General features: G+C 43.4%; 15 protein-coding genes and 1 tRNA gene. 1 reads left to right on the forward strand and 15 read right to left on the reverse strand.

Features of this window, described 5'->3' with window-relative positions; translation table 11 throughout:
• The first annotated feature begins 49 nt into the window (after nucleotides 1-49).
• Nucleotides 50-670: a hypothetical protein gene (locus DW005_RS05335; protein WP_117478472.1), complete on the forward strand. Its 621-nt coding sequence runs from the start codon at nucleotides 50-52 to the stop codon at nucleotides 668-670.
• Here the strand turns inward: DW005_RS05335 and DW005_RS05340 are convergent.
• From DW005_RS05340 to DW005_RS05415, 15 genes are all read right to left on the reverse strand, one after another.
• Nucleotides 654-2,417 carry a B12-binding domain-containing radical SAM protein gene (locus DW005_RS05340; protein WP_117478473.1) on the reverse strand — a complete coding sequence of 588 codons (1,764 nt, stop codon included), beginning with the start codon at nucleotides 2,415-2,417 and terminating at the stop codon, nucleotides 654-656. The genes DW005_RS05335 and DW005_RS05340 overlap by 17 nt on opposite strands.
• A gap of 69 nt (nucleotides 2,418-2,486) precedes the next feature.
• A tRNA-Gly gene (locus DW005_RS05345) sits at nucleotides 2,487-2,557 on the reverse strand.
• Nucleotides 2,558-3,180: 623 nt separating this feature from the next.
• The gene (locus tag DW005_RS05350; RefSeq protein WP_117478474.1) at nucleotides 3,181-3,837 is read right to left on the reverse strand and encodes a hypothetical protein; all 657 of its coding nucleotides are present in this window, start codon (nucleotides 3,835-3,837) and stop codon (nucleotides 3,181-3,183) included.
• A gap of 15 nt (nucleotides 3,838-3,852) precedes the next feature.
• A complete protein-coding gene (locus DW005_RS05355) occupies nucleotides 3,853-4,719 on the reverse strand; it encodes a cation diffusion facilitator family transporter (RefSeq protein ID WP_117478475.1) in 867 nt (288 codons plus the stop codon).
• A gap of 11 nt (nucleotides 4,720-4,730) precedes the next feature.
• Complete coding sequence (locus DW005_RS05360; RefSeq protein ID WP_117478476.1) at nucleotides 4,731-6,782, reverse strand: glycoside hydrolase family 13 protein; 2,052 nt, start codon at nucleotides 6,780-6,782, stop codon at nucleotides 4,731-4,733.
• Between the two features lie 293 nt (nucleotides 6,783-7,075).
• Nucleotides 7,076-8,917, reverse strand: a complete 1,842-nt coding sequence (ftsH, locus tag DW005_RS05365; RefSeq protein ID WP_117478477.1) for an ATP-dependent zinc metalloprotease FtsH — start codon at nucleotides 8,915-8,917, stop codon at nucleotides 7,076-7,078.
• A gap of 4 nt (nucleotides 8,918-8,921) precedes the next feature.
• Nucleotides 8,922-9,470 carry a hypoxanthine phosphoribosyltransferase gene (hpt, locus tag DW005_RS05370; RefSeq protein WP_117478478.1) on the reverse strand — a complete coding sequence of 183 codons (549 nt, stop codon included), beginning with the start codon at nucleotides 9,468-9,470 and terminating at the stop codon, nucleotides 8,922-8,924.
• Nucleotides 9,442-10,860: a tRNA lysidine(34) synthetase TilS gene (gene tilS, locus DW005_RS05375; RefSeq protein ID WP_147324417.1), complete on the reverse strand. Its 1,419-nt coding sequence runs from the start codon at nucleotides 10,858-10,860 to the stop codon at nucleotides 9,442-9,444. Before tilS ends, hpt begins: the two co-directional genes overlap by 29 nt.
• Before the next feature lie 44 nt (nucleotides 10,861-10,904).
• Complete coding sequence (locus DW005_RS05380; protein WP_117478480.1) at nucleotides 10,905-13,232, reverse strand: serine/threonine-protein phosphatase; 2,328 nt, start codon at nucleotides 13,230-13,232, stop codon at nucleotides 10,905-10,907.
• A 136-nt stretch (nucleotides 13,233-13,368) separates the two neighbouring features.
• Nucleotides 13,369-13,656 (reverse strand): septum formation initiator family protein, encoded by a 288-nt coding sequence (locus DW005_RS05385; protein ID WP_022376985.1) that lies wholly within the window; start codon nucleotides 13,654-13,656, stop codon nucleotides 13,369-13,371.
• Between the two features lie 454 nt (nucleotides 13,657-14,110).
• On the reverse strand, nucleotides 14,111-14,398 hold the full coding sequence (gene yabP, locus DW005_RS05395; RefSeq protein ID WP_117478482.1) for a sporulation protein YabP: 288 nt from the start codon (nucleotides 14,396-14,398) through the stop codon (nucleotides 14,111-14,113).
• A gap of 57 nt (nucleotides 14,399-14,455) precedes the next feature.
• Entirely contained in the window at nucleotides 14,456-14,695 is a 240-nt protein-coding gene (locus DW005_RS05400) for an RNA-binding S4 domain-containing protein (RefSeq protein ID WP_022376982.1), read from the reverse strand.
• 132 nt (nucleotides 14,696-14,827) lie between these two features.
• Complete coding sequence (locus DW005_RS05405; protein ID WP_022376981.1) at nucleotides 14,828-15,103, reverse strand: HU family DNA-binding protein; 276 nt, start codon at nucleotides 15,101-15,103, stop codon at nucleotides 14,828-14,830.
• Between the two features lie 119 nt (nucleotides 15,104-15,222).
• Nucleotides 15,223-15,768, reverse strand: coding sequence for a stage V sporulation protein T (gene spoVT, locus DW005_RS05410; RefSeq protein WP_117478483.1), 546 nt, complete (start codon nucleotides 15,766-15,768; stop codon nucleotides 15,223-15,225).
• A 93-nt stretch (nucleotides 15,769-15,861) separates the two neighbouring features.
• On the reverse strand, nucleotides 15,862-16,554 hold the full coding sequence (locus DW005_RS05415) for a GTP pyrophosphokinase family protein (protein WP_022376979.1): 693 nt from the start codon (nucleotides 16,552-16,554) through the stop codon (nucleotides 15,862-15,864).
• Between the last annotated feature and the right edge of the window lie 3 nt (nucleotides 16,555-16,557).

The raw sequence follows: 16,557 nt of genomic DNA on the forward strand, positions 1-16,557 counted from the left end.
TTTTACGATTTAACATATATATCCCCCTTTCTGAAAGGAACTAATGATTATGAATTTTATACCTGTTTTCTTAATATGTTTTGTCATTTTTGTGCTTTGGATGTTCTATGAACAGCGCAAAAGCCAAAACAAAGATAAAGAAGCTTCGGACGCATTCTGGGAACGGGAGCGCATGGCTAACCAGACAAGAAAAAAAGATATTTCCCATCTTCCCATTCTCCATGTGGAAGAATCGGAACTTCCTGTGTTTACCACAGAAAATGAGTCCGTACTATATTATATCGACCATATTCGGAAAATAATCAAGAGTCCTATGCTCGATTTATCCGAATATTCGAATACAGATTTAAAATTAGCATATGGCGTAGGAAATTTCAAGGTTTTATGCGAATATGATGAAAATTTTAATCATTTTCTCCTCGCATTGACCAATCTGGCACGTGCCTGCACCGAAGCCGGTCTTTATTCGGAGGCGGAGCAGACGTTTTTGCTTGCCTTCCACTACGGCTCACAAAAAATGACCGATTACACTAGTCTTGCCGACATATATCTGCATTTGGAAGAACCGGAAAAAATCAGTGCACTCATCCGCAATGTCGAGGATGGCTCCCTGCCACATAAAGAGGCACTGATTCAGGCATTGGAGCAGAAACTCATGGCGTACCGGTAAATTCATCCATTGTTAAAATCCGTTCGGCTGCTGCATAGTTGAGCGGATTTCGGTTTTTATAGTCAAAGAGAATATAATAAGGTTCCTTTTTCTGCAGGGTACCATCTTTTAAAAGTCTCTGAATATCTACCGTATATTCTCCTAAATAAACCATATGATATAACTGTCTGGTTACATATCCCTCATAACCGGGCAGATAACGGTGTGTTTCGCACTCCCTGTCAAAGAAGGCGCGAATCTCTCGTTTTTGCGTTTCTGAATCCGGCTTTACAAAAGTCGGTTTTTCTTTTGCAAAATCTCTGCGGTACCAGTCGTAGGTAATGATCTCCTGCCAGTTTCCGGCGTCTGTTTCCGGCACATGTTTCTTTCCAAAGGCATACAGCACTTCATATCGCTCTCTCCGGTTGATTTTACGCTCAAACAAATGCTTTTCTTCGTACTCCTTCGCCAACTCCTCATACAGACAGTATGCGTCCTTAAAAAGGCGTTCCAAATAAATCATCGATGCAGTAAACTGGAAACTGTTGTAATACACCTCTACCATTTCTTCTACGCCTTTTAAAGAAAGAACATCCTCATAGGAAAGCCATTTGGTCGAAAAGATTTCATACGGCGGCAGGCTGCTCGCCTGAATCTCGTAATCGTTCCGCTTTTCATTCATAAAGGAACCATCTAAGACTTTCAAAAATCCTAATTGGAACTGGTCCGGTTTCATCGCATATACATCGCAGAACGATTTCTTAAAAGTATTGAAATCCTCATACGGCAGTCCCGCAATTAAATCAAGATGCTGGTGGATGTTTCCGCGCACATGAATTCTTGCTACATTTTTTTGCAGCAAATCCCAGTCAGCGGTACGTCTGATTGCCTTTAAGGTATCCGGATTTGTCGACTGCACGCCAATCTCGAACTGCACAAGTCCCGGGCGGAATGTATCAAAGAGCAGAAAATCTTCTTCATGCAGCAAATCGCCCCCGATTTCAAAATGAAAATTTGTCACACCATTATCATGCTCACCAATATACTTCCATATGCGGTAGGCATACGCGTGGTTGCAGTTAAAGGTGCGGTCCACAAATTTCACCTGCGGCACCTTGTTTTCAAGAAAGAAATCAAGCTCTCTCTCTGTCTTTTCCGGGCTTTTTATCCGCACAGATTTCTCAATGGAGGATAAACAATAACTGCACGAAAACGGACATCCTCTCATGCTTTCATAGTAAATAATGCGGTTTTTCAGTGTTTCCATGTCATCATAAGGATACACTAAATCATCCATATCTAATCCCTGCCTTGGTTTAGTACGGTGCAATCCGCCGATGTCTCGGTATACTATCCCGTCTATAGATGAAATTTCTCTGTCACCATCCACCAAGTATGCCATAAATTCCTGAAAGGTCCGCTCGCCCTCGCCAACCATAACAAGGTCTGCGTATTCGTATTTTGCAAGCACTTCCTCCGGATGATAACTTACTTCCGGTCCGCCAAAGAATAAAAACAGATTTGGCAGCACTTTTTTCAAATCTCCGGCTAACCCCATCACATATTCAATGTTCCAAAGATAACAAGAAAATCCAACCGCCTCCGGTTTCCTGCGGTAAATGTCCTGAAAAATTTCCTCTCTTCTGTGATTGATTGTGTACTCCGCAATTTCTACATCCTTCCGGTACTTCCCTGCATTTGCCTGCAGTGAGCGGACCGCCAGCGTCGTGTGGATGTATTTTGCATTGATTCCAACTAATAAAACCATATTTTACAGCCTCCTGACTTCTCCTATATAAAAAAAAGCGAGTGAATCCTCGCAAAATGTAAAAAAAGAAGCGGGTGATGGGAATCGAACCCACGTATCTAGCTTGGAAGGCTAGTGTTCTACCATTGAACTACACCCGCATCTGTTGCTATGAAGTTTTCAACGTGATTTATATTAGCAGATATTTGGGGATGTGTCAAGGGGGCGGTGGAGATTTTTTGGTTTCCGTAAATCATCAAGAAAAGTTTGTGGTTCGTGGTTCTACGTTCCACTCCGGTCCGCGCAGATCAGAGGTTCCCCGAACCTCTTGCGCCGCTCTCGCTAAACAAACGCGTAAGGGTATCGGCATGCAAAATACGCATGCCTGATACCCACGTGTTTGTACCCACTCTCCACAAATCTTTTCTTGATGATTTACTGGAATCCGATGAAATTTACACCAAACCCTTGATACAAAGTAATTCTTCAAATTGGGATAAGACACATATGCAACCTTATTCTTCAAAAAAATCAAAAAGAGTTGCATGAATTTTAAGAAGTCGCAGCCGAAAACAACTTAAACGCATCAAATTAACGGAAAACGTTGCATTTATCATGTGATTTGTCCGAATAAAGCTGGATAATAAGGTGAAAATACAACCTTTTAGGCAAAATCAAGCAAAAAGAGTTGTTCCAATAACTTATCACTCTCCAATTACCAAAAACCTAGTTTGCATTATTTCACAATTAAACTTATTTTCGTGAAATACCATCAAAAAATTTTTTACTGAATCACTTTTGCCCGGCATCCATGTTGCTCGCAGGTTGTGTCCGCTATTAAGCCCTGACAGCCGACAAAAGATTTGTGCTCGTTTGCGTCTTTGTAAATAACCGAATAATGGGAACCGACACTTGGGTTACTGCTGGCTGAACCAACGGCAAGCCATACGCCCTCTCCATCGGCAACTGTTTTGGTCGATGAGTCATAAAGATATGGCAGCTTCAAATCTTCCGTTGCCGCTCTCTGCACAACTGTCACACCGATACATGTGGTTATTCCGCCCTGCAAATCCATCACACGGTTTAATGTCGGCATCGGGAACAAATAGTAAAACAATCCAATGCCATCAACGGAAAAGTCATTATAGAACGTAGGGTTAATATCCTTTTTGGTGCAGCCGGCTCCCGGATAGTGCGTTGTATTGTTAATATAATTGGCAAGTGCGTATAGTTTTTGCAGATTCGTCATGTCATCCACATACGCTTTCACTTTGCACACGCGCACACCATTTCCTGCCGTGATAATAATTTTTCTCGAAGACAAAGCAATCTGGTCGAACGACGTTTCCAAAGTTTCCGTATTATTTTCAACCAGCGCATTTACTGTCGCCGTTTTGTCTGTCGTTTCATCACTGTAAGTAATCACATCCAGTCCGCTCACCGGATTCTTGTCATTCTAGCACGGGTTCACATGAACCATAATATGTTTTACCTTTGAAAACTCTGTTTCCACCGAGTCGTGCACGGATTCTGCAATCGCATGTGCCTCCCACAAAGTCAGTTTGCCATCCACACGGATTTCAATATCAACATATATTTTATTACCAAATGTCCGCGTCCTGAGCAAATCCACACCACGAACACTTTCATTTTTCATAACACACTCATACATTTCGTGTTCCGTCTCGTCGTCACACGCTTTATCTACCATTTTATTTATCGCATCCTTGAAAATGTCAATTGCCGCTTTTTCGATAAAAATACAGATAACAAGGCTCGCAATTGCATCCAAAATCGGATAACCCATTCTCGCTCCCGCAATACCGACAAGTGCGCCAATCGATGACAGCGCATCTGAACGGTGGTGCCATGCATCCGCCATAAGTGCCCCGGAATCAATCTTTTTTGCCCCTGCTCTTGTGTACCAGAACATCGCCTCTTTTACGGCAATCGAAACAACCGCCGCAACAAGGGCAAGTATACCGGGAACCGCAAGTGCAGAATCATCCTGTACCGTGATTTTTTCTACCGCTGACCAGCCGATAAAAAGACCGGTAGCTGCAAGAATCGTTGCCAAAAGAATCGCCGCCACGCACTCCATGCGTTCATGTCCATATGGGTGCTCTTTGTCCGACTCTTTTCCTGATAGCCGAATTCCAATAATCACAACAATTGTACTAAACACATCCGATGCTGAATGAATCGCATCACTAATCATTGCACCCGAATTCGCCACAATTCCTGCCAACGCCTTAAACAGTGACAGTAAAATATTGCCCACAATACTAACCATCGATATTTTCATTGCTGTTTTCTGTTCCATTTCAAATCCCCCTACATAGAGAGCGTTTTCCACAACACCGCTCCATTTTTACCAATCTCAACTTTTACCTTTCCATTTTCAACACGGCACATTCTCGCTGCCATGTCAAAACCTTCTTCACAGGTATACATCATGCACGCCATCCGGCTGCCATTCGCCACACCAAGACGCCATACATCTACTTCCACTTCGCGTTCTTCGCCTTCCACCTGAACAAGAACAAAAGCTTGTTCCTTTTCACTGAATCTTCCGTATCCAATGAGATTATTCTCTGCATGAAGATACAACAAACTTCCGGTAGAAAACACTTCGTAATCTTTATGAATTCGAATCATCTCCTTGTGGAAACGAATCAACTCATGATCTTCTTTGCCCCACGGATAAGAACGTCTGTTATCCGGGTCTGTCCAGCCGCACACACCAGCCTCATCACCGTAGTAAATCGTCGGAGCACCGACCCATGTCATCTGCATCAGTACCGCCTGGCGCATAACCGCCAGATTTACGCCGTAGTTCGCTGCCTGAGGACCGGTAAACGCGGTTCTTCCAACTACATGATTCGTACGGGTTAAAAAGCGGGAATGGTCGTGATTCGACAGCTCATTCATCGCTACCAAAGCACTTGGCGTCGTAAATCTTGCCCCATAATCAGTCATCGAGCCAAAGAAAGCCGCCGCATTCCCACGCAAATCACTGCGACGCGCATCGCTGTGTTTCTCCATACCGGTCAAAAACCAACTGATTGGCTCCATAAAAGCATCATAGTTCATCACCGTATCCCACTGGGTTCCATCTAACCATGCAGAAGGGTCTCCATAATGCTCCGCGAGAATAATTGCCTCCGGATTTTCTCTCTTGACCGCCTCACGGAATCCTTTCCAGAATTTGTGATTGTACTCCGGTGTGTGTCCCAAATCAGCCGCCACATCCAGACGCCATCCATCAATGCAATACGGTGAAGCCACCCATTTTCTCGCAACTCCGTGAATGTATTGTTCTAAGCGCTCCGATCCCTCATAATTTAGTTTTGGCAGAGTGTCGTTGCCCCACCACGAATCGTAATGCGTATTGTCCGGCCAGCTTCCATCCGGGTAAAAATAGAAGAAGTCGTGATAGGGACTGTCTTCCTGCAGAAAAGCACCTTTTTCATAAGACTCATCTTTATCGTAAATCTTCTCGCGGTCAAGCCACTTGTTAAAGGATCCGCAGTGGTTAAATACACCATCCAGAATCACTTTCATGCCACGACGGTGTACTTCTTCGACAAATTTTGCAAAGAATGCATTACTCGCCTCTAAATTTTTCATATTAACAACGCGCTTAATGTATTTTTCAGCATGTGCATTTTCCTTGTCGTCTGCCGCCAGCACGTCACCGCCATCCTCGACAATTACGCCGTAATGGGGATCAATATAATCATAGTCCTGCGTATCATATTTATGATTTGAAGGCGATACAAAAATCGGATTCAAATACAAAACTTCCACGCCAAGATCCTGCAAATAGTCCAGTTTATCCATGACACCCTGCAAATCGCCGCCATAAAACTCACGCACGCCCATCGATGCCGGCATTTTATTCCAGTCACGCACCTGCGTCACATGCTCATCAATATATGTATATTCATCGTCAACAACATCATTTGTCTTATCCCCATTATAAAAACGATCCACAAAAATCTGGTACATCACGGCACCTTTTGCCCAGTCCGGTGTATGAAATCCCGGAATCAGACAGAAATTGAAATATGGATTGACATCTGAAACCACTCCTTGACGGTTGCAAATCAACGTCTCTTTCGCCGTTTCTACCCTAAAGTAATAACTTATCGGATGATCTTCCAATAGAAATGATACGGCATAAATATCAAAATACTCCGTTGACTTTTCTAAATGCATAATATAAGGCACTTCATCCACCATTGCCTTCACATATTCTGCCTCATCTTTCCCAACGCGGCACCGAATCGTAACGGTCTCATACACACGCGGTTCACATGGCGAAACAAAATCAGCCGTACCATCACTAAATATTGCTTTCTTATTAAGGGTTCCGTCAGCCATTGCTTTGTCCTCCGAACATAATTATTTCTATTTGTAAAAATTCACGGCTAAAAAGCCGTGAATCCTTGTTTTAGATAAGTCAAAAGGACAGCTTACGATGCTGTCCTTTTGGGAGAAGGTATTTTTGTTACTTATGGGGTGTAGCAAAAACTATATAATGTATTGGGGTTTACGCGTATTACTATAACACGTTACCAAAAAACAGTGTGCACAAAGTTTACATTTTTTCCACCATTCTTTTGTTAGTTTTGCCCAATACTTTTCTCCCATTTGCACATTTGCACAAAGAATCTTTACATTTCTTCGATTGTCTCGTCATTCTGCTCAAAGAGAGCTTCAAACTCCTGCTGCCCGATTCTCTCTTTTTCAATCAGAAGCTCTGCCAATTTATCCAAAACCTTGCGGTTTTCTTTCAAAATCTTAGTAGCCTTCTCACGGCAGCTCTCGATAATTCGTTTTACTTCCTGGTCAATCACAGCAGCGGTTCCTTCACTGAAGTTCTTTGCGTGCCCAATCTCACGGCCGATAAAGACTTCATCATCTGACGTGCTGTAGTTAATCATACCAAGTTCATCCGAGAAACCATACTTTGTAACCATATCGCGAGCGCGCTCCGTTGCCTGACGGATATCCTGCACAGCCCCCGTTGTCACATCATCAAAGACAAGACTTTCTGCGATACGCCCGCCAAGACATACAACAATATCCTGCAACATCTTACCTTTGGTCAGATACATCTCATCTTTTTCCGGCAATGGCATCGTATAACCACCGGCACCCTGTCCGGTCGGAATTACAGAAACCGTATAAACCGGTCCGACATCCGGCAAAACATGGAACAAAATTGCGTGTCCGGCTTCGTGATATGCCGTAACCCGTTTATCCTTTTCAGAAATAATACGGCTCTTTTTCTCTGCACCAATTCCCACTTTGATAAAGGACTTGCGAATATCTTCGTCCATCAAATACGGGCGGTTTTCTCTTGCGGCACAAATGGCAGCCTCGTTCAAAAGATTTTCCAAATCCGCACCGGCAAATCCTGCCGTTGTACGTGCAATTTCTTCCAAATTTACATCATCCGATAACGGTTTATTTTTCGCATGGACTTTCAAAATTTCCTCACGGCCTCTCACATCCGGAAGACCCACGTGGATTCTTCGGTCAAAACGTCCCGGCCTGAGAATTGCCGGATCTAGAATATCTACACGGTTGGTTGCCGCCATCACGATAATTCCCTCATTGATTCCAAAGCCGTCCATTTCAACAAGCATCTGATTTAACGTCTGCTCACGCTCATCATGTCCGCCGCCAAGACCACTTCCTCGTCTTCTTGCCACGGCATCAATCTCGTCAATAAAAACAATACACGGTGCATTTTTCTTTGCTTCCGCAAACAAGTCACGGACACGGGAAGCACCGACACCGACAAACATTTCCACAAAATCAGAACCGGAAATACTAAAGAACGGAACACCCGCTTCACCGGCAACTGCTTTGGCAAGCAATGTCTTACCGGTTCCCGGAGGGCCCACCATAATCACGCCTTTCGGGATTCTGGCACCTAAATTCGTATATTTCTGCGGTGCCTCCAAAAAGTCTACAATTTCTTCTAACTGTTCTTTTTCCTCGACCAGACCGGCAACATCTGCAAATGTCTTTGATTTTTCATCCGGTGCGGTCATTCTCGCACGGCTCTTTCCAAAATTCATCATTTTGGCATTTCCGCCGCCTCCGCCCTGCGCCTGGCTCGTCATCATTGTAAACAAAACAAAAATCAGGACGAATCCTATTGCATATGGCAAAATCTCCAAATACCACGGTGTTGTCTCAACATCCGAGACAACTACATTTGTAAAATGTGCATCGTCTAATTTTTCAATAACTACATTCACATCCGGTGCATAGAAAGAATGTTTTTTACTGTCTTTCATTGTCACACGGATTTCACCGGTCGGAACCTGCTCATTTTGTCCCACCACAACGGACTGTATTTTATGATTCGACAAATCGTCCTTAAACTGTGTATAAGTATAATTCTCCTCTGTCCATCCGGACATAAAATCGCTCGAAATCATGGCAATCAAAATTATTGCCGCCATCGCGACAAAAAAGCCATAACCTTTCCATTTTCTCATCGGATTAATCCTCCTTTATTTTCAGCTCTCCGATATAAGGCAAATTGCGGTATTTCTGGGCATAATCAAGTCCAAATCCAACCACAAATAAATCATCAATTTCAAAACCGGTATACGCCACATCCACTTCTGATACGCGACATGCCGGTTTTACGCGACATGCCGGTTTATCTAAAAGCGTACAAATGCGCAAACTTTTCGGTCCACGTTTTTCTAACATATGGGCAAGATACGAAAGTGTGCGTCCGCTGTCCACAATATCTTCAATAATCAGCACTTCACGGTTTTCCAAACTCATAATCAAATCCTGACTAATCGTAATACTTCCGCTGCTGGTCATACCATTTCCATAACTTGATACACTCATAAAATCAATCGTAACCGGCACTGTAATATATTTTGCCAGTTCGCAGGTAAAAAATACACTTCCTTTCAAAATGCAAATCAAATGAAGTGTTTTTCCTTCGTAATCACGGTTAATCTGCTCAGCAAGTTCCTTCACTCTTGCTACAATTTCATCTTCTTTAATCAAGACGTTGATTTCTTCTTTCATGACGTATCCTTTCTTTGGTCACAACCAAAACATATTTTGTATTTTGATTTATTTTGCAGGCTGCACTGATTCGATTTGGAATCGCCCATATCACATGGGCGCCATCCGCCAGCACAAGCTGCCTGTCCCGACGCTCTTTCGCAATCTTTTCGTCCATATAGTAGCGGGATAATTTCTTTTTATGCCCCTTGTCATCAAGCACAAAAAAATCTCCCGGTCTCGGATTGCGAATCGTCAGTTTACTATTTATCTTATCATAATCAAACCATTTCGTATAGTCTTTTTGTGGAATTTCTGAATCCAGTTTTTCACGTGCCACCACCTCAAAACGAAAGCGGTAATACACACCATCCATTTCCACTATATTCCCGGATGCCATGTCGCATTCCACACAAACGTTTTCCTGCTTTTTTTGCTTATTTTTCGTAAGCCTGAAATGCTCATAATCACAGACGACAAAATTGCCGTCTGGCAGAGAAAACGTGCCGTTTCCTTTCTCTGCAATTTTTTCATATAATGCCTCATAATGCGCTCTCGTGACATCTTTTACGCCAGAGATTCCCTGCTCTAAAAAGAGCGACAAAATCTCCTTTTGCAAAACCTCCGGAAGTCCCCGGCACACATCCCGCCTTAACAGAACTTCTTTTCCCTCACGGAAAATTACATGTTCCGCCTCGCACTCTGCCTGCTCGCGGATATACTTACGCCACTTGCCAATGTCATCCGCCGCATCCGCAATATGCCTTACCGCACCCGGATTTAAGTTCTCTTTTAACAGTGGCAGTAACTCCTTCCGAATCCAGTTTCTCTGATACGCTGTATCCTGATTCGTAATATCCTCCCGCCACGGTATCTTTTTCTCCTCTAAAAACGCAAGAATGTCTCCCTTTTCGGCAAACAGAAGCGGTCGTATAATAAAATCTCTTTTCGGCAACATCGCCGCCAAGCCTCTGGCAGAACTCCCACGTATCAGCCGAAACAAAAATGTCTCTGCCTGATCCTCTTTGTGGTGCGCCACTGCAATACAGTCCGCATTTTTTTCCCTGCGCAATTTTTCAAACTGCTCATAGCGGCATGCACGTCCAGCCTCCTCCTCACTCATCCCCCACTTTTTTGCATACGCCGGTACATCTTCGAAAACCTCAAAACACGGAAGTTCCCACTTGTCTGAAAGCTCTCTCACAAATTGTGCGTCCCGGTCGGCATCGTCTCCCCGGATGCCATGTTTGACATGCAGAACGAATAGAGACAAATTCATTTCTTTCCGTAAACTATTTAATAAATACAAAAGGCATACCGAATCAGCGCCACCCGACACCCCCACAATAATCTTGTCGCCCGGTGAAAACAAGTGGTGCGTTTCGCTATATCGAATCATTTCTTCTCTCACGGCTTCATCCTCCGCATTTATTGTAACGGTTTTCGTTTTTTTCGTCAAACTTTATTCCAAATTCCGGCCACCAAAACGCTCATGTCGTCAGACGCCTCTTTTGTACTGTGTGCCAGTGTGTTCATCAAAATCTGGTTTGCCATGTCATTCGCATTTTTGCAGTAAAGCCTGTCAATGAGTGTCGCCATCTCCTCCTGACTGTCGCTCTCTATATTTCTCTCATAAAAACTGTCAAGCACGCCGTCCGAAACCATAATAACCATATCGCCTTCCTGCAATTGTACGACGGCAACATCCGGCTCCGCCTGCAAATCCACACCGACCGGAAGCGCACTGGAAGCAATCATCTCCACTCCGCCTTCCCGCTTTACAAAAGTAGTTGCCGCTCCATTTTTCATAATTTCACAAATGCCGGTATGAAGGTTAATCGCCGCCATATCAAGTGTTGCAAATGATTTTCCCTCATAATTTGCAACAAACAGCGTATTCAAAAGCCTGAGTGCCGATTTTTTTTCAAACCCCGCCTCCATCAGATATTCCAGTGCCTCAATCAGATTGCTGCTGTCGCGGTCCGCCATTTCACCACTTCCCATGCCGTCCGTTAAAACCATGAGAAGCTCACCGGTTCCCGAAAGTTCCAAAAACGAATAATTGTCACCAGACACACTCTCACCGCTTTTGGCAACTCTGGCAAGCCCCGTAAGCGCCTTATATACCGTGTCCTGTCTGAAAAACATCGTATCCGTTGTGGAAGAAAGCACATTTCTTGTCTCTCTTGCCGGACACATCATAATGCCTGTCGCACGGTACAGCGCCTGAGCAACATCGGTCTTTGTCAAACAATGATTGCCATGGCAGGCACCGGTAAACATTACTTCCAGATATCCGCCCCTTTTTTTCACCGATAAACGTGCTACCTTGATACCCTCTTTTTTTAATTCTTCTAAAATTCTTCGTTTTCGCTCTTTGGGAAGTTCCTCTGTCTCGCCCAAATTGATGGTAAACGATTTTAACGCCACTGCAATTTCTTTCATCTGCTCTGCCATCACGCGGCGGTTTTCTGACATCCGGTTATGCCAGCCAAGTCTCACATTTTCCCCGGCAATCCTCTCCTCGACCTGATGCACATACTCATCTAGATGCATACAGCGTCTTTGAAAATCCGGACTAATCTGTGACATCGTTACACTTCCGTCCTGCCCCACCTGCCACAAAATCTGTCGCAGACTTTCATTGGTCTCCTCATAATGGCGGTTCCAGCAATATTTGCAATTGATACATTCGTTGCACGTATCACGAGATAACTGTGCAAAAATATCCTCTAGCCGTTCTTCCGACAACCCTTTTTCTTCCATCTCATTTTCAAAACTCTTGGACAGCCGGCGAAAGGCATCTGAAAAGTCTTCCAGCTGATGGTTGGCAAGTGCGCGTACATCCTCTTTGGCAAAAGAATCCTCTTCCCGTTCGGGTATGTCTTCTTCCACGCAGTGAATGACCCGCCTTGGAATGGCAAAGAACAAAATAACCGCCGACAGCATTGCCCGCAGTTCAATAATGCCATACAAGTCCTTTAATGAATACACAGCAAGCAGCACACCGACAAGAAGATACAGCCCGCCACTTACAAAACGTCCCATTTTACGCAGCGTCCCCGCGCACACACCGAGCAGACAGCATATGCCGACAACCACCATATTTTCCCCGGTAAGTGCCAGTAAAATTCCTCCCGCCGCCCCAGCAATGGCGCCGGTCGACGCCCCATACCGGTATCCCATAAACAAAATCATGAAATACGAAAGTGTTCCGGAAATGGAAAAAATCATATCCGCCTGCCTCGGCAGCCCATACAGTGCTGTCACCGCAAGGATAAGAAGGCTAATCAATTCCTCATTGTTAAATAATTGATTCCACTCTTCATACAAAATAAAATGCACACCCCATTGATACACATTGGCAAGCGCAAATACCATGACACTCTCAAGGATACTGAGCCAGAATACTTCCCATGTATTTACGGCAAGAATACTGTTTAAAATACCTGCCGCCATATTTAAACCGCCTGTAAGAAGTGCTAAATACACCGCCTGTCCGGTATGGCTTGTCCACTTTTCCTGTATTTTTTCGAGTGACAGAACAAGCAGAAAGAGCGTGAGATACTTAATAAGCGAAAGTCCTTCTGTGCTGCTAAACATGCCTGCCAAAACAAAAAGAGCCAAAAGTTTCCTGCCCTTTCGCTCCGCTGCCACCGCAGCAAACAATGCCACACCAAAAGGATTAATTCCATACAGCCACACGCGCCCGGTCAAAAATCCTGCCACTAACAATAACAAATATCGTTTGTCAAAAGATATTTTTTGTTTCTTGTCTTTCAAAATCCGTGCCCCCTTGTCTTTCTCTAAACACTCTCAGTATAAAGAGAGCATACAGAGAAAAATGTCAAAATCGGAAGGGTATTTTCAAGAAATTTTCGACAAAAAAAGACCACTGCCTAAGCAATGGTCTTCGTTCTTATTCTGCCTTAAACACAATTTCATTATCATATACCAGTCCAAATTTTTCACGCGCTACATCTTCCACATACTGGTCTGTTTTACGATACTCTTTTTGTTCTTTAATCTGTTCCTGTTCTTTTTTCAAACTCTTTTTCTTATCTTTTAAGTTCTGCTGCTCTGTCGCAAGTTTCTGACAGTTTGCACGCAGTGAATAACCATGAACCGCTAATGTGCCAACAAACAAGGCTGCCACCAGCATAACCAGATAAATCCCGGTGCGGTTTCTTCTTTTTCTTCTTCTCACGGCTCCATCCCCTCGACATTATTCTACAATTGTATTTTCTATACTTGTAGTACTAATAAATCCATTATAGACGCTGACTTTCACGATTTCAAGTGTTTTTTCTGTATTCCTTTTATTTTTTTAAAAATCCAAACATATGGTCGAAAAATAAGTCTAAAAAATTCATAAATTACTCTTTGTACATGCGTTTTTACCAAGGTTCGGTATAAAAAAACACCCAAAGTCAAAGCAATTACAAAAAAACTGCGGATCAAACCGTGATTGAGCGTAAAAATCATGGGGAATACAAAGAAAGCTGCCAATAACCAGAACAGCCAGTCTTCAATCAGAATCCACACTCTGCCATGTTTCACTTTCATGCGGAACGCTCGTATAAAGTCATACAAAAACATTAAGAAAACACCCTCCACAAAGGAGGCGGCAACATACATAAGCTGCCCCTGTATCATTTCCATCAGCCAAACAAACGGCTAAGAACACCCCCTGCCGTCTTCTCCTTTCTCGACTCATGATAGATAATCTCACAAATCCTTCCTTCCAATTCCACCTCGCCCTTTTCGAGTGTAAGACGCTTTACATGCAAATCCTCACCCGCAAAGCGCACAGCACCTTCTACGGTCTCAAGTTCAATTTCTTTATTGTCAAAAGAAACCACTTCCGTAATTCCGGTCAAATCCACGTGGTTACGATTCTGCATCTCCAATTTATGTGCCGTCACCGGCCGGGAAGATTCCTGCAACATAATAAAAGCCCCCTGGCATCATATCTATCTCACTATATGCTGTCACAGGGGGTTTTATTACACGTATCGGTAAAGTTCTTTGGCTTCATCCTTTTTGTATGTTTCGTTTATGCTCAATACTTCTACTTTTGTATTCCGGTTTCCGAACTGAATCTCGATGATGTCACCGGGCTTAACATTTAAAGATGCTTTTGCCACCTTATCATTCACTAAAATTCGTCCGGCGTCGCACGCCTCATTCGCCACCGTACGGCGCTTAATCAGGCGGGATACCTTTAAGTACTTATCCAGTCTCATAAAAAAATCTCCCTTCTTCTGTCAAGTCCTGCCTCACACGGTTTCATCCGTCATTAGGCAAAGCATAACAAAGAGCACTCTGCTATATGCGATAGCAAAGTGCTCCAAAAATCCATAATAACAATCGCAAGATTATGCGTTCACAGCGTCCTTCAAACCTCTGCCGGCTTTGAATTTAGGAGCTTTAGAAGCAGGAATGCTCATCGGCTGTTTTGTCAATGGGTTGATACCTTCTCTTGCTGCTCTCTCAGCAACTTCGAAAGAACCGAAACCAACCAACTGTACTTTTTCACCTTTTTTCAATTCATCTGTAACAACATCTACGAATGCTTTCAATGCACTCTCAGCGTCTTTCTTAGACAATTCTGCTTTCTCAGCCATAGCTGCTACTAATTCAGTCTTATTCATGGATTATATCCTCCTCAATAAATTATTTGCTAGATTTGTACAACCTATACATCTATATATAACCTTTTTGGTAGTAATTGTCAAGGTTTTTCTGCGTTATCACCTTAAAATTTTGCCTATCAGGGTTCCATCTGCCGTCCTAAAAAGTTTGCCCCGCAAATCGCCATTTTTTGCTCAAAGTCGCCAAATATGCGTTCTGTGTCACGAGACAGTAAAAGTACCATTCCGATAGCGTCACCTTCTGCTAAAATCGTTGCCGCTGCTTCGGAAAATACTTCTGTCTCGTCCTCTGTTACCTGGCTAAAGTCCGGTTCGGCATCCGTTGCCAGAATCGTCCGTCTGTCCTCAATTGCTTCCAACAATTCACGGTGAATGGATTTTCCGGCATAGTCCTTTTTTCCCGGTCCTGCCACCGCCACAATCCGGTCTCTGTCTGTCACACACACGGTGCATTTCGCCACTTGCGCAACCGCCTCCACATATTCTTTGGCAAATGCGGCAAGTTCTCCTATGGGTGAATACTTCTTTAATACAATGCCTCCTTCGCGGTTTGTAAATATTTCAAGCGGTTCACCCTCGCGAATTCTAAGTGTTCTCCGGATTTCTTTCGGCACGACCACACGTCCTAAATCATCGATTCTTCGTACAATTCCTGTTGCCTTCATAAAAAATTTTCCTCCTGTTTTCTACATGCTTTTCCATATTTATACTGTATGGGTAGTATGTGGAAAACAGAGGAAATTATGCATTTTTTGAGATCAATCGTCCACATCGAGTTCCTTTCGGATACTCTGCATACGTAAATCCAATGCGGCACTCACTTCCGCGCATTGCCTTAACTCATTGCGCAGCGTCTCGTTATTCTGTCCTTTTTTATAATAAATACGGTGTTCTAAACTTGCCCAGAAATCCATGGCAATTGTACGGAACTGTACTTCCGCTTTCATCATTCGTTTTTCGTTATGCAAAAAGATAGGAATTTCCACAATCAAATGAAGGCTCCTATACCCGTTTGGTTTTGGGTTTTTGATGTAATCCTTTTTCTCAATCAAACGAATATCATCCTGAGCCAAAAAACATTCACTAATCTCATAAATATCTTCCGGAAATGCACAGATAACGCGCACTCCGGCTATATCATGCAATTTTTGTTCAATCATTTCCGCAGAAAACGGAATCTTTTTGCGGTGAAGTTTTTCAATGATGCTCTCCGGCGATTTGAGTCTTGTTTTTATCGTCTCAATCGGGTTTCTGTCATAGCGGAGACTAAATTCAGTATTGAGCACTTTAAATTTGGTCTCTACTTCCATAATGGCACACCGATAGTACGCCATCAATGTCTGAAACGCCTCGCCTTCTTCTAAAATCTGCTCAACCTGCTCATTCTGCATTAAGTTCTGCAGAAAAGCCTCGTCAAGCATCGCACCTTTTTTCTTTTCGTCTTTTTCCATCTA

It is taken from the genome of Clostridium sp. AF36-4 (genome assembly GCF_003435975.1).
In the GTDB taxonomy this organism is placed as follows: Bacteria; Bacillota; Clostridia; order Lachnospirales; family Lachnospiraceae; genus Eubacterium_F.